Source organism: Nonomuraea endophytica (assembly GCF_014203235.1).
GTDB classification, from domain to species: domain Bacteria; phylum Actinomycetota; class Actinomycetes; order Streptosporangiales; family Streptosporangiaceae; genus Nonomuraea; species Nonomuraea endophytica.
In genome coordinates this window covers 363,864-378,103 of the sequence record NZ_JACHIN010000010.1, presented here as the reverse complement: position 1 = coordinate 378,103, position 14,240 = coordinate 363,864, and the positions used below count along the sequence as shown (strand labels likewise).

Here is a 14,240-nt window from a genome sequence, read left to right as displayed (position 1 = left end):
GAGAACGAGCGCCGGCCAGACGTTCGACGGTCGTTCTGGAGACCCTGCCCGACCTACCGTCCAGCTATGGCAGAGAACGTCGTGAGCACCGCTCTGGTCGCCTGCAAATGGGTGCCGTCAGCGCAACGGCTGACCGCACCCAGGTACGCCACCCCGGCCGACCAACCGCATCGCCTGGACACGGTCAACGAAGTAGGGGCGGCCTGGGCGCTCCGGCTGCGTACGGAAGGACTCGTCGGGCGGGTCGTGGCCATCTCGATGGGACCTCCCGACGCCGCGGCGGCGCTGACCGAGGCGCTCGCGCACGGAGCCGACGAGGCATTCCTGATCACCGATCCCGCACTCGACGGAGCCGACGTGCGGCGTACCGCCCGCGTTCTGGCGCAGGCCACCGCGGACCTCGGCGCGCACCTGCTGGTCTGCGGGTATGAGAGCGCGGACGGCGCGTCGGGCATCGTCCCGGCCGCGATGGCCACGGCACTCGGCTGGCCCCTGGTCACCCGGGTCAGGGACGGCCGGGCGGCGGCGGACGGCTCACTGGACCTGCGGCGCAGCGGCCCGGACGGCATTGAGTCGTGGACGGCCCGCCTGCCGGCGGTGGTGTCGCTGGTCGAAGGGGGGATCGTTCCCGGCTATCCCCCGATTCGTTCCCTGCTCCGCGCCCGCAAGGCCCGGATTCCCCAGCTCGCGGTCGGCGATCGCTCGCAGCTCGACACGCCGGCGCACGCCGCGCGGATCGTCCGCATCGAGCCGGTTCCCCGGCCACCGCGGGAGCCCCGCGTGATGACGGAAGACGACGGCGTCGGCGAGGTCGTGGCGCTGCTGGCCGGCGTGAAGTCCTGGGGTGGGAGGTCATGACCGGCGAGGCGACCGTGGTCGCAAGGGACGTCCCGGAGGCCGCGGCCCTGCTCGGCATGCTGCCCCGCGACCGGCCGGCTGACGTGGTCCTGCTCGGCCCGGCCGAGGGCGCGCAGAGCCTGCCCGCACGGCGGGTGCTGGCCCTGCCGCGGTTCGCTGACTCCGTTGACGCGCTGGCGGCGGCGCCCGCCATCGCGGCGGCCCTGCCCCGAGACGGGCTCATCGTGCTCGCCTCCACACCGTCCGCCCGCGACCTCGCGGGCTGGCTGGCGATCCGCCGGGACGTGCCGATCGTCTGCGGAGTACGGACGCTGCGCGTCGCCGGCGACGACATCGAGACCGGCCAGATGGTCAACGACGAGTCCGCGCGCCTGGTCCACCATCTTGACGGGCGCCGCCAGGCCGTGGTGCTCACCAAACCCCCGCCGCCCGGGTCCGGGTTTCATGGACAGCCCACGGTCGAGGTGGACCACCGTGCCGTACCGGACGGCCTGGCCCGGATGGTCGCGGCTGGCGGGGCCTCTTCCGGAACCGACACGCTCGCGGCTGCGCGCACCGTGGTGTGCGTCGGCCGCGGGATCGGCCGCCCGGACCACCTGGAGGTGTTCCGGCGGCTGGCCGAGCGCCTGGGCGCGAGCCTGGGCGCCACCCGGGCGGTGGTCGACGCGGGCTGGCTGCCGCTGTCCTGCCAGATCGGCCAGACCGGGGTGAGCGTCGGCCCCGATCTCTATCTCGGTTTCGGGGTCTCGGGGGCGGCGCAGCATCTGGCGGGTATGCGGGCCAGCCGCACGGTCGTCGCCGTCAACACCGACCGGCACGCCGCGCTCTGCCGGGAGGCCGACCTCGTCGTCGTCGCGGACGCGGTGAGCTTCGCCCAAGCCCTGACCCGGGCGCTGCCTGACTGATTGGAGCTCGATGCAGCACATGGTGATCGAATCATCGCACTACGTGCGGACGAGCGACGCGACCCGCATCGCGGTGACCGTCCATCGCCCGCGCGGCCGGGAACCCGTGCCCGCCGTGATCAGGGCGACCCGCTACTGGCGGCTGCCGCGTGAAGGCGAGGTCGAGCGCTTCACCGCCGCCGGGCTGGCCCTCGTGCTCGTGGACGTCCGCGGGACCGGCGCCTCGTACGGCGCCTGGACGCCTGGCTGGCCGCGACGGGAGATCGCTGATCTGGCCGAGGTGGCCGACTGGGTCGTCGCGCGGCCCTGGTGCACCGGTGCCGTCGGCGCTTGGGGCAAGTCCTACGACGCCAACACCGCGCTGCTGCTCGCCGCCGAAGGTCATCCGGCGGTCCGGGCGGTGGTGGCCAGGTTCCCCGACTACGACACCTACTCCCAGCTCACGCACCCCGGCGGGGTGGTGCTGACCGGCTTCCTCGAAGGCTGGACGGCCGCGGCGGACGCGCTGGACCGGGGCGACTACGGCCCGCTGGCTCAGCTGGCGGGAGGGGAGCCGGTGCCGGTGGACGTCCTGCGGGTGGATGCGGATCGGGACGGCACGTTGCTGGCCGGGGCGCTCGCCGAGCACGCCGGCGCCCTGCCCGCCGTGAACGCGTTCGCCGGGTGGGAGCATCGCGACGACCGCGGTCCGGAGACCACGCCCCGGGCGCGGCGGGCCGAGCTGGAGCGCTCGCCCGCGGCGATCTCCCTGTGGGCAAGCTGGTACGACGCGGCCACGGCGGCGGGAGCACTCGAACACTTCCGCGGGACGAGCCGTGCCGATCAGGTCACCATCCTGTCGTCGAACCACGGTGTCCTGCATGTCAGCCCGTACGCCGGCGGGGGGCCGCCACCGGCCGGGATACCGGACCAGGAAGCCGAAACCGTGCGCTTCCTCAGCGAACAGCTGACCGGCGACGCTCCCCCTTCCGCGCCTACGCTGCGCTTCTGGACGATCGGCGCGGAGATCCTGGAGGAGACGCCGGAGTGGCCGCCGCCCGGCACCACGGCGAAACACCTGTACCCGCAGGCCGACGGGAGCCTGGGCGAAACGCCCGGAGCCGGTACGGCGCACTATCGGGTCGATCCCGTGACGACGACCGGCCCGGGCGGCAATCGGTGGGATCAGTTGAACGGCTCCGCCGGCCACCCCGTGCTGTTCCCCGACCGCAGCGAGGCCGGCGCCAGGCTGCTGTGCCACAGCGGCGCGCCGCTGCCCGCGCCGCTCACGCTGGCCGGTGCGCCGGTCGTCCGCCTGCGGCTCGCCTCCACCCACCTGGACGGCGCCGTCTTCGCCTACCTGGAGACGGTGGCGCCGGACGGGCGAGTGCGCTGCCTCACCGAAGGATGCCTTCGGCTCACCCATCGCCGGACGCACGACGAGCCCGCGCCCGGCGCTGCGGTGCCATACCACAGCCACCTCGCCCGGGACACCGAGCCGATGACCCCGGGCCGGTTCGCGGCGATCGAGTTCGCCCTCCTGCCGCTGTCGGTCGTGATCCCGCGAGGCGAGCGGGTCAGGCTCGCCCTGGCCGGCGCCGACCGGGGGACGTTCGCCCCCGTTCCCCGCTCCGGCCGGCCCGGGTGGAGTCTCGATCTGGCCGCGTGCAGCCTTCAGCTTCCGGTCCGCGGCCCGGTTGACGCGTCACCGGCAGATGTCTGATCGGCCGGGCCGTACGGCAGGCATCTGCCCGTCGCGTGGGCCGATCTCCGCGACCGACCATGACAAGACGATCAATTCACAGCAGAGGAGAAACGCGTGCCCGTCAACGACGATGCCGCCGAGCTCGACGGCTATTCCACATTTCTTGACGAGCTGGTCACCGACGTTCACATCCAGCCGGTGTGGTCACCGGACGGGGGGAGCGTGGCCTTTCTCTGCGGGCCGGCACCGCAGCGTGAGGCGTGGCGGGTGAACCTGTCGGACGGTGCCAGGACTCCGTTGTTCGACGTCGAGGCGGTCCGCAAGGCCATCGACGAGGCCGGTGGGGCGACGCCGCCGGGTACCGGCGTCCCGTTCGAGTTCTTTGAGTTCCTCGGACCCGACACGATCGGATTCCCGCTCGGCGGGGAAGGCTTCGTCCTTGAGCTGAGCACGTCGGAGGTGGGACGGCTACCCGGGCCCGGTCTCATCGACCAGCTCCTCGAGGTGGCCAATCTGGGCGAGCCCAGGATGTATCCCCGCTCCGCCGAGATGAGCGAGCCGATCCCCACCCCGGAAATGCTCTCCCCGGACGGCCGGTTCCTGTTGTCCACCCGAGACCACGACATCGCCATCCGGCCGGTGAACCACAACCGCTCCATCATGCTGACCCACGATGGGACGCCCGAGCACGAATGGTGCTTCGACCAGTCGGACCCGCGGTCCGAGGCGACGGGGCTGGGCGGCGGGTCGCAGGCCAGCTGGTCACCGGACGGCGCCCGGATCGCGGTGCGCAAGGTCGATCACCGCGGCGTCCCGGTCGACCGGCAGGTCTGGTATCGAGGCCGGGACGTGGAGGTCGTCGAGATTCCGCATTCGCGGGCCGGAGGGGCGCTGGAACGCATCACCCTGCACGTGCTGGACGTCTATGGCGGCGCACCGGTCGAGATCGCCCTGGACACCCCCGCGGACACCCACCCGATGTTCGCCGGATGGCTTCCCGACAGCTCGGCTGTCCTGATCTTCCAGATCCACCGGGACTGCCGCCGGATCGACCTGCTCGCCGCCGACCCTGCCACCGGCGCGGTCCGTCCCTTGTTCACCGAGGTCGGTGAGACCTTCCTGCGGATGTTCCACGACGTCTACTTCGAGCGGAAGCTGGGAGTGTGGCCGGCGCCCGACAGCAGGCACCTGGTCTGGGCCTCTGAGCGGTCGGGATGGAACCACCTCTACCTCTACGACCTCGACGGCCGGCTGGTCCGTCAGCTCACCGACGGCGCGTGGCGCGTCGACAAGTTCATCCGGATTCATGAGGACATGGCGTATTTCACCGCCCGGCACGATCCGGACCGTCCCTACGATGTGCACGTCTGCCGGGTTCCGCTCGAAGGTGGACCGGTCGAGCGGCTGACCGTCGCCAGCGGCGTCCACGATGCCCAGTTCGCGCCGTCCAACACGGCGTTTCTGGACAGCCACTCCCGCGTGGACCGGCCGCCGGTGCACGAGCTGCGCAGGATGGACGGCAGCCTGATCGCCGAGATCGGCCGTGCGGACATCGGCCGGCTCGAGGAGTTCGGCCACACCCCGGCCGAGGAGTTCACGGTCACCGCCGCAGACGGCGTCACCCAGCTGTGGGGCGTCATGTTCAAGCCCCACGACTTCGACCCCGACCGCAGCTACCCGATCGTTGAGCACATCTACGGCGGGCCGCAGGTCAATGTCGCCCCGCACCACTGGTTCACGCTGATGGACGACCCCCTGGCCGCCGAAGCGCGGCAGATGGCACGCAAGGGCTACATCACCGTCATCCTGGACGCCCGCGGCACCCCCGGGCGGTCCAAGGCCTTCCACGACGAGATCTACGGCCGCTGGGCCAACTGCCTGGCCGACGACCACGCCGGGGCGATCAAGCAGCTGGCCGAGCGGCACTCCTTCATCGACGGCGACCGGGCCGGCATCACCGGGCACAGCTGGGGCGGCTACTCAGCGTTCCGATGCCTGGCCGACCGGCCCGATGTCTACCGGGCCGCGGTGTCCAGCGCACCCGGCTTCGACCCGTACGTCTGCCTCCTCTACGAGTGCTACCTCGGTCTGCCGCAGCAAAACCCGGAGGGATACGCCTTCGCGTCCACCTATCCGCTCGCGTCCGCGGTCGAGGGAGCGTTCATGCTGGCGGTCGGGTCGGCCGATGCCGGTTGCGTGACGGAGGCGGTACGGATGTCCGAGGCCCTCATCCAGGCCGGGAAGGTCCACGACTTCGTCATCCTGCCGGAGCAGCGGCACATTTTCGACTCGCTGCACATGGCCTACTTCGAGCGGAAGATGGACACCTTCTTCCGTACCCATCTGGCGTAGCGGTGTCCGCATCAGTTCCGGCGCGCCTGCTCGCAGCCGGCACAACCGAGTTCTCCGAGCTGATCGCCGACGGCCACGACCTCTACTGGGTCGAAGACGCTCCCGGCCACGGGCGCCGCCTCATGAGAGCCGGCCGCACGGCCGAGTGCCTCACCCCGCCCCCGTACACGGTCGAGTCGCATGTGTACGGGGGCGGGGTGGCCGCCGCCACCATCGCCGACGGGACGGCGTACTTCGTCGACGGCGCGACCCAGCGAGTCTTCCGTCTCGCGCCGGGCGGCGCCCCCGAGCCGCTCACCTGCGACGACGGGCGGCGCTATGCGGACCTCACCGTAGACCGCACCCGAGATCGGCTCCTGGCCGTCTGCGAGGACACCGCCTCTTCGTCGATCTCGATCTCCGCCATCCCGCTGTACGGCGGGCCGCCGCGCACCCTGGTGACCGGCCACGACTTTCTCTCCGCGCCGCGCGTCAGCCCGGACGGATCCACACTGGCCTACATCGCCTGGGACCACCCGTCCATGCCGTGGGACAGCACCGGGCTGTACACCGTGTCCCTGGACCGCCCGCCCACGGAGCGGCAGGCGGCACGCCTGATCGCCGGTGGCGATGGCGTCGCCGTACGTCGGCCTCGGTGGTCACCGGACGGCGTCCTGCACTTCATGTCCGACCGCTCCGGCTGGTGGAACATCCACACCGAGTCGGGACCCGTCGCGGCCATGACCGTAGAGATGGGCGAACCGGGAGCCATCGGCGCCGCCCCCTATGACGCGAACGAGCGGCACGTCGTGACCGGAGCCTGGTCCGGCGGCACGGGCACGCTGCTGCGGATCGACCGCGCGAGCGGGACGGCCGAGGTGCTGCTGCGAACCTCGGGGCAGATCGACCAGCCCCGTTTCGCCGCGGGCTCCATCGCCTACCTCGGCGGCTCAGCAGGCGAACCGATCGGGGTCTGGGAACATCGGCCGGGAGGACGGCCGCCGCGGCGGCTGCGGCGAGCCACCGAGCAACTGCCCGACCGCGTCCTGCGCGCCGCACCGGAGAGCCTCTCCGTCCCGGCCCGCGACGGCGGAACCACGCACGGCTACCTCTACCGCCCGGTTCCGGCCCGGCGGCCGGCGCCACTGGTGGTGATGGCACGCGGCTGGCCGGCCGAGATGACGACGGGCACCTACCGCGCCGGCCTGACCGCGCCGCTCTTCTGGGCCAGCCGCGGCTATGCCGTGGCCGACCTCAATCCCCGCGGCAGCAACGGATACGGTCGCCACTACCGTGAGGCGCTCAACGGCCGACTGGGAGAGCTCGACGTGGCCGACGCGGTCGACGTCGTCAGATTCCTCCAGGCGCGCGGCGACGTGGACCCGGCCCGCGTGGTCATCAGGGGATGCGGCGCGGCGGGCTTCACCGTACTGAGGGCGCTGAACACCGACGAGGTCTTCGCCGCCGGCACCGCCTACCACCCGTGGCACGACCTGGACGCCCTGGTCAGCGAGCTACCCGGCTTCTACGCCCACCTCCTCGACCGGCTGACCGGGGCCGCTCCCCTCCCTCCGCTGACCGGGCTGCACGGATCTCTGCTGCTCGTCCAAGGGCTCGCCGACCAGATCACTCCCGCCCGGCGGACGGAGGCGCTGGCGGACGACCTCCGAAGCCGCGGCGCGGAAGTGGAGTTCATGACACTGACCGGCGAAGGACACGGGCTGGCCCGGCCCGAGGCGGTGGCGCGCTGCTTGGAGGCCGAGGCCGCGTTCTACGCCAAGGCGCTCTCCACCACTAGGTGAACAGACGGATGCTGGTCGGTACGACCCTGCCCTCGACGACGTCGAAGCGGGCCTTCCAGGAGAAGAACTGCATGCTCTCCTCGCCGACCGGCAGCACGTCGGCGTCGCGCATCAAGGCCGCCTCCGCTCGCTGCCACAGCGGGCACGCCTGCCCCTCGGGCCTGGTGAGCGCCTCGGCGGTGAGGCGGCCCTGCTCGGCGTTGCTGACCGCCCCGATGTTGCCGCCCGCCGGCGGCGGCTTCTCCATGAACCTTGCGATGACCGGGAGCTTCTGGTCGCCGGCCAGCCCGAAGACGAACACATCCCAGTCGGCACTCCGGGTGAGCGTGCTCTCCAGCCCGGCCTGCGGCTGCGCGTTGAGCCGGGCGTCCACCCCCAGCGACCGCCACTGGCGGATCATGAACTCGGCCAGCGGGGTCAGCGTCTCCCCGAAGTCGGCGGGCACCAGCACCGAGATGCTCAGCCGGCTTCCGTTCCTGGCCCGGACACCGTCGGCGCCGCGCCGCCACCCCGCCTGGTCGAGCAGCTGCCCGGCGGCCGTGATGTCATGGCTCGGCAGATTGCCGGTGACGGTGTCGGCCCGGCACATCGTGCCGCTCGGCATGATCGCCATGGCTCGGGTGCCCTTCCCGCCGGTGGCCACCTTGGCCGCCTGGTTGAGATCGACAGCGGCGATCAGGGCCCGGCGGACCTCCACCTCCCGGGTTGCCCGGCCGGTACGCTCGTTGAACTGGGTGAAGCCCACCGTGGCCGGCCTGTCGACCCGGCCGAACTGCCGCCCCCCGAGCCGGCCGGCCTGCGGGCCGCTGATTTCGGCCGCGTTGAGTCCCCCGGTGAGCAGGAGATTCGCCGCCGTGCCCACGTCGCTCAGCGGCTTGATCTCGATGGTGGCCGGTGTCCCCGGCGCGTCGGTGGTCGCGTCGCCCGGCCCCCACCGGTAGCCCCTGCGCACCGTGTAGGTGTACGGGCCGCCCACGCGATAGTCCTTGAGCACGTACGGGCCCGTCCCGGCTGACCTCTGGTCGAGTGCCTTGAGGTCGGCCAAGCCCTTCGGGCACACGATCGGCACGCTGCCGATGATGCGCACGATGAAGCTGTGGGGAGCGGACGTGCGCACGGTGACCGACCTGGCAGCGTCGTCGGCGCGGACCGTGAAGCTCGGGAGCCCGGCCAGCAGAGACGGATCGATCTGGCTCGCATACTTCGGATCCCGCAGGACGCGCAGGGTCGCGGCCACGTCCGCCGCCCGCAGCCGGGTCCCGTCGTCGCACGTCACATCGCCGCGCAGGGTGAAGGCCGCCTCGGTCGCCGTGGCAGTCCACTTCTCCGCAAGCCCGGGAAGAACCTGGGGGCCGGAGGTGAAGACCAGCGAGTCGTAGGCGAATCTCGCGTAGAGGTTGCCCGAGGTGGACAGCGGATTGAAGCTCGCGATCTTCCCGAACTCGGCCATCCGGAAGGTGCCGTCCCGGCTGGGTTCCTCGTTGCCTCCGGACCGGTCGCCACCGGCTGCTCCGCAGGCCGTCAGGGCCAGCCCACCGGCGCACATTCCCGCGATCAATCTCCGGCGACGGGACATGATGTACCTCCTGATGATGGATAGCGCAGGGAACCAAAAGTAGGGAGGTCATCATCTCCGGCTCGACCGCCATTTGCCGGATGTTCACCCTGTTCAGATGGACATTCGCCGGTCGACCTCGAGGAGACCACTGATCGGCGGAGATCGGCATCATCCTTCGACTACGGTGACCCGCTTCTTTGGTCTACGAACAATCGTTCACCAGGAGGACGACGCGCCGGGCGTGGGCTTGGAAGGGTTGGGATTCATGACATTCCCTTCTCCCTCTCGACGTCGCGCGCTGCTCGCGGCGTGCGCCCTAGCCGTGCTGAGCACGGCCCTCAACCCGGTCACCGCCAACGCCGCCGCGCCCGCGATCTCCTGGGGAAGATGTACGAGCCTGCCGGAGCCGGCGAAGGACCTGGAGTGCGGCAAGCTGGCCGTACCCCTCGATCATGGCGCGCCCGGGAAAGGCACGATCGACCTCGCGTTGATCCGCGCCAAGGCCACCGGGGAGCGCGTGGGCTCGATGGTGTTCAACTTCGGTGGTGGCGGCCACGACGTGCTCGACTTCGCCGCCCGCGTGCCCCAGTACGCGGCCCTGCGCACCCGTTACGACCTGGTCAGCTTCGACCGGCGCGGCTCCGGCGGGTCGGTGCCGCTGAGCTGTGGATCAGACCGGACGGCGGATCGCTTCCTCGCCCTTGACCCCGGCATCCAGGGCCCCGCCGCGCGCACGAGGTTCCTGCGCGCGAACGCGGCCTTCATCCGCGCCTGCGAGAAGGAGTCGGGCCGGATCATGCCGCACGCCGGGCTCGCCAACGTGGCCGGAGACCTGGACCGCGTGCGCGCGGCCCTCGGGCAGGACAAGCTCACCTACTACGGCCTGTCCTACGGGACCATCCTGGGCGGCCTGTACGCCACGAAGTTCCCGGCCAGGGTCGGCCGGATGGTGCTCGACGCCGGTGTCAGCCCCGACTTGTCGCTCCAGGACGTGGGGGCGCTGCTCAGTCGTATCAGCCAGGAACCCTACGAGCGCTTTCTGGCCGGATGCGTCAAGGACGGCTGCGAGCTGGGCCGCGACGCCGCCACCGCCGACCGCACCATCAGAGGGTGGATTCAGCGGCTCGTCCGGCAACCGCTCAAGGTGGGCAAGCGCACGCTCACCGCGGCCCAGGCGACGAACGTCCTCACTCTCGCGGCCGCGCCCACGCTGTGGGGGGAACTAGAGTCCGCGCTCGTCCAGGCCATCCGCGGTAAGGGATCCCCCGTGCTGGAGGCAGCGGACGCCGTCATCGGACGGGCCGCCGACGGCAGCTACCCTCCGGGCAGCCCGTTCAGGGCAGCGCTGGCAGACTACGCGACGCAGTGCGTCGACCTGCCGGGCCGATCGACGCCCGCTGAACTGGCGCGGCAAGAGGCCGGACTCACCCGCCGGTCGCCGCTGTTCGGGCCCATGCGATCCCCCTTCGCCTACAGCGCCGTCTGCTCACAATGGCCCGTCCCATACCAGCCCGCGGGACAGACGATCAACTACACCGGATCCGCTCCCATACTGGTGATCACGGCCACGAACGACGCCGCCGCACCGCCCGCCGGAGCCGCGCGGCTCGCCCGCAAGCTCAAGAACGCCGTCATCCTCACCTACGAAGGCGACAGCCACGGCTCCTACCCCACCGGCGGACCCTGCGTGACCAACCACGTCGAGGACTACCTTCTCCGCAGCAAGGTCCCTGCCCCCGACGCCAGCTGCCCGAAGTAAATCGACGGCCTCAAATAGAGATTTTGAGGTCTGGGTTCCCTCCACGCGAGGTGCCCCACGAAAGGCATGCTGATGAAGGCGATGGTTTTCGGAGCGACAGGCATGGTCGGTCAGGGCGTGCTGCGCGAGTGCCCGCGCGACAACAGGGTGACCGAGGTTCTGGTGATCGGCCGTGCGCCGACGGGCATCACGCATCCGAAGCTACGGGAGATCGTCCACGGGGACCTGGCAGAGCTGATGACCCGGGCCGGCGCCGACGATGAACTGTCCGGGTATGACGCCTGCTTCTTCTGCCTCGGCGTCTCCTCCGCGGGCATGGCCGAGGAAGCCTACACACGCATCACCCATGACCTGGCCCTCACCGTGGCCCGCGCCCTGTCCGCGGTGAACCCGGACCTCACCTTCGTGCACGTCTCCGGCCAGGGAGCCGACAGCTCCGAACAGGGCCGATCATGTGGGCCCGGGTCAGGGGCAGGACCGAGAACCACCTGCTCACGCTGCCGATGCGCACGTACATCTTCCGCCCCGAATACGTCCAGCCGCCGCACGGCATCACCTCCAGAACCCGCCGATACCCTGTCCTGTACGCGGTGACCACTCCCCTCTATCCCCTGCTGGGAAGATTGGCGCCCCACCACGTCACCACCACCGAACACCTCGGCCTCGCCATGATCAACGTTGCCCACGACGGTGCGCCCCACGCCGTACTCCGGAGCCGGGACATCAACGCATCCGCCCTCGGCCAAGGCCCTCACGCAGCCGGATAAGGAGCTGTCCCTGTTTTCCTACGGCAGGAGACCGAGGCGACGGGCGGCGACGACCGCTTCCAGGCGGGAGCGGGATCCGAGCTTGCGGGTGGCGCTGCGCAGGTAGCTCTTCACCGTCTCCACGCTGAGGCCGAGCTCGGCGGCGGCGTCGGTGTTGCTCTGCCCGACGGCGACGCAGGCCAGCACGTCCAGTTCCCGGGGCGACAGCGCCGGCCCGGCGATGGGGCCGTCGGCGGAATGGCGTGCGGCGGCGAGCTTGTCGCACGCGGCGTCGAACCGCTCACGCGTGTCCGGGTCGGTGATCTGCTGCGCCAGGACGCGCAGTTCCGCGTACGCCTGCCGGACCTTCTCCCACTGGTGCGTCATGGGCGCCGGCGCCTGTTCCGCCGTGGTCCTGCGCTCGCCGAGCCACGCCAGGTGGCGGGCGATCTCGTCACGCACCGCCAGCTCCTGCTCCAGGTCGCGGGCGGCGCTCACTACCGCCTGGACGGCGCGATCGCCGAGCGGCAGGGGCTGGTGCACCGCTCCGTACATCACCGCGCGCACCGTGCGGCGCACCACGACCGGTGCCGCCACCATGGCGCGCAGGCCTTCGGCGGTGATCACGCGGTCGTACTCGTGGCTGATCCGGTCGGTGGCGACGTAGTCGTTGACCGCCAGCGGGCGCCGCAGGGCGACCACCTTGCCGCCGAGACCGAGGCCGAAGTTGAGCACCACGCCGCGCAACGCGCCGTTGGTGATGCCGGCGAACTCTTCGAGCCGTACCTGCCCGCGTGCGGTGACCACGCCGCCAAAGGCGAGTGGCAACCCGGTGCTGTCGCGCAGGACGGCCAGGGCGCGGCCGATCAGCCGGCTGTCGTCGGCCGGCGACGTCGGGCCGGTGATCACGGCGCCTCCTCGGCATGAGGGGCGCCGCCGCGGGGCCTCCCCTCATCCGGGGGTAGTCCACCCCGGCTCGGCCCGGGAAACATGCGGTTAACCGTACGCGTCGATTCACGGTGTGTTCAAGGAGTGCGATGACCAGCCCGAAACAGCGCATGGAGCAGTTGCTCGCGAGCTTCGGCTCGGCGCGGGCCTGCGCGGCGCAGCTGCTGTGTGACAGGTACCCGGCCGACGCCGTGGCGTTCACCGTCGTCGAGCCGGACCTGTCCGGCCGGGATCTGACGTTCGGCGAACTGCGCGAGTCCTCGGCCCGCCTGGCCGGCGCCTTGGCGAAGCTGGGCGTGGGCCGGGGAGACCGGGTCGCCACGCTGATGGGCAAGTCCGCCGAACTGGTCGTCGCCCTGCTGGCCATCTGGCGGCTGGGCGCGGTCCACGTGCCCTTGTTCACCGCGTTCGCACCGTCGGCGATCGCGATCCGGATCACCGGCAACGCCACCAAGGTGGTGATCACCGACACCGACCAGCGCGCCAAACTCGACCCGTCCCCCGACCTTCCCGCGAACCCCCCGTGGCAGGTCATCAGCACCGGGCCGGCCGTCGGCGAGGATCTGGCCTTCGCCGAGTTGGTCGCCGGCCACCCGCCACTGGAACGCGATGTCGCCGCCGGAGGCGATGCGCCCCTGATCGAGTTGTTCACCTCCGGCACGACCGGATCGCCCAAGGGCGTGCCCGTCCCGCTGCGCGCCGTCGCGGCGCTGGCGATGTATCAGGAGTACGGCCTGGACCATCAGCCTTCGGACGTGTTCTGGAACGCCGCCGATCCCGGCTGGGCCTACGGCCTGTACTACGCCATCGTCGCTCCGCTCGCCCTCGGCCGGACCAGCCTCCTGCTGCACGCCGGGTTCTCCGCCGAGTTGACCTGGTCGGTGCTGTCGCGCTTCGCGGTCACCAACTTCGCGGCGGCGCCGACCGTGTACCGGGCCCTGCGACAGGCCGACACTCCGGTCCCGGGCGGCCTGCGGCTGCGACACTGCTCCTCCGCAGGCGAGCCGCTCACCCCCGAAGTCAGCCCCTGGGCCGAACAGACTCTGGGTGTGCCCGTCCTGGACCACTACGGACAGACCGAGCTCGGCATGGTGATCGCCAACGCCTGGCATCCGGCCCTGCGCAGCCCATCGCCACCCGGGTCCATGGGACGCGCCCTTCCCGGATGGACGGTCCAGACACTACGCCTCGACGACGACACCCCCGCCGAACCAGGCGAGATCGGCCGAGTCGCGGTCAACTGCGCCAACAGCCCCCTGATGTGGTTCTCCGGCTACCAGGACGCGCCCGACCATACGGCTCAACGGTTCAGCCGCGACCGCCGCTGGTACTACACCGGCGACACCGCGGCCACGGACCAGGACGGTCACCTGTTCTTCGCCGCCCGCGACGACGACGTCATCGTGATGGCCGGCTACCGCATCGGACCGTTCGACGTCGAAAGCGTGCTCGCCCGGCACGAGGCCGTCGCCGAGGTGGCGGTGGTCGGTGCACCCGACGACCTACGTGGCGAGGTGCTCGTCGCCTTCGTCGTGCTCCGGCCCACTGTCCAGCCCAGCGGAGAACTCGTCGCCGAACTCCAGCGATCGGTCAAGACGCGCTTCGCCGCCCACGCCTACCCGCGGGCCATCCACTTCCTGCCGGAACTG

General features: G+C 71.2%; 9 protein-coding genes and 1 pseudogene. 8 read left to right on the top strand and 2 right to left on the bottom strand.

Going from position 1 to position 14,240, the window contains the following annotated elements:
* Positions 1–66: 66 nt before the first annotated feature.
* From HNR40_RS34520 to HNR40_RS57465, 5 genes are all read left to right on the top strand, one after another.
* On the top strand, positions 67–858 hold the full coding sequence (locus HNR40_RS34520; protein ID WP_184968866.1) for an electron transfer flavoprotein subunit beta/FixA family protein: 792 nt from the start codon (positions 67–69) through the stop codon (positions 856–858).
* A complete protein-coding gene (locus tag HNR40_RS34515) occupies positions 855–1,763 on the top strand; it encodes an electron transfer flavoprotein subunit alpha/FixB family protein (RefSeq protein ID WP_184968864.1) in 909 nt (302 codons plus the stop codon). The genes HNR40_RS34520 and HNR40_RS34515 overlap by 4 nt, the downstream gene beginning before the upstream one ends.
* 19 nt (positions 1,764–1,782) lie before the next feature.
* Complete coding sequence (locus HNR40_RS34510) at positions 1,783–3,465, top strand: CocE/NonD family hydrolase (RefSeq protein WP_184968861.1); 1,683 nt, start codon at positions 1,783–1,785, stop codon at positions 3,463–3,465.
* Between the two features lie 96 nt (positions 3,466–3,561).
* Positions 3,562–5,799, top strand: coding sequence for a S9 family peptidase (locus HNR40_RS34505; RefSeq protein WP_184968859.1), 2,238 nt, complete (start codon positions 3,562–3,564; stop codon positions 5,797–5,799).
* 2 nt (positions 5,800–5,801) lie between these two features.
* Complete coding sequence (locus tag HNR40_RS57465) at positions 5,802–7,580, top strand: S9 family peptidase (RefSeq protein WP_184968857.1); 1,779 nt, start codon at positions 5,802–5,804, stop codon at positions 7,578–7,580.
* On the opposite strand, the gene HNR40_RS34495 is transcribed toward HNR40_RS57465, so the two are convergent.
* Complete coding sequence (locus HNR40_RS34495; protein ID WP_184968855.1) at positions 7,573–9,156, bottom strand: ABC transporter substrate-binding protein; 1,584 nt, start codon at positions 9,154–9,156, stop codon at positions 7,573–7,575. The genes HNR40_RS57465 and HNR40_RS34495 overlap by 8 nt on opposite strands.
* A gap of 247 nt (positions 9,157–9,403) precedes the next feature.
* Here HNR40_RS34495 and HNR40_RS34490 point away from each other — a divergent pair, with 247 nt between their 5' ends.
* Complete coding sequence (locus tag HNR40_RS34490; protein WP_184968854.1) at positions 9,404–10,897, top strand: alpha/beta hydrolase; 1,494 nt, start codon at positions 9,404–9,406, stop codon at positions 10,895–10,897.
* A 66-nt stretch (positions 10,898–10,963) separates the two neighbouring features.
* Positions 10,964–11,491, top strand: coding sequence for an NAD-dependent epimerase/dehydratase family protein (locus HNR40_RS34485; protein WP_221341176.1), 528 nt, complete (start codon positions 10,964–10,966; stop codon positions 11,489–11,491).
* A gap of 191 nt (positions 11,492–11,682) precedes the next feature.
* Here HNR40_RS34485 and HNR40_RS34480 read toward each other — a convergent pair whose 3' ends face one another.
* Positions 11,683–12,552: a helix-turn-helix transcriptional regulator gene (locus HNR40_RS34480; protein ID WP_312896624.1), complete on the bottom strand. Its 870-nt coding sequence runs from the start codon at positions 12,550–12,552 to the stop codon at positions 11,683–11,685.
* 128 nt (positions 12,553–12,680) lie between these two features.
* Here HNR40_RS34480 and HNR40_RS34475 point away from each other — a divergent pair.
* Positions 12,681–14,189 (top strand): annotated as a pseudogene (locus HNR40_RS34475) (AMP-binding protein); the annotation flags it as partial.
* Positions 14,190–14,240 lie beyond the last annotated feature (51 nt).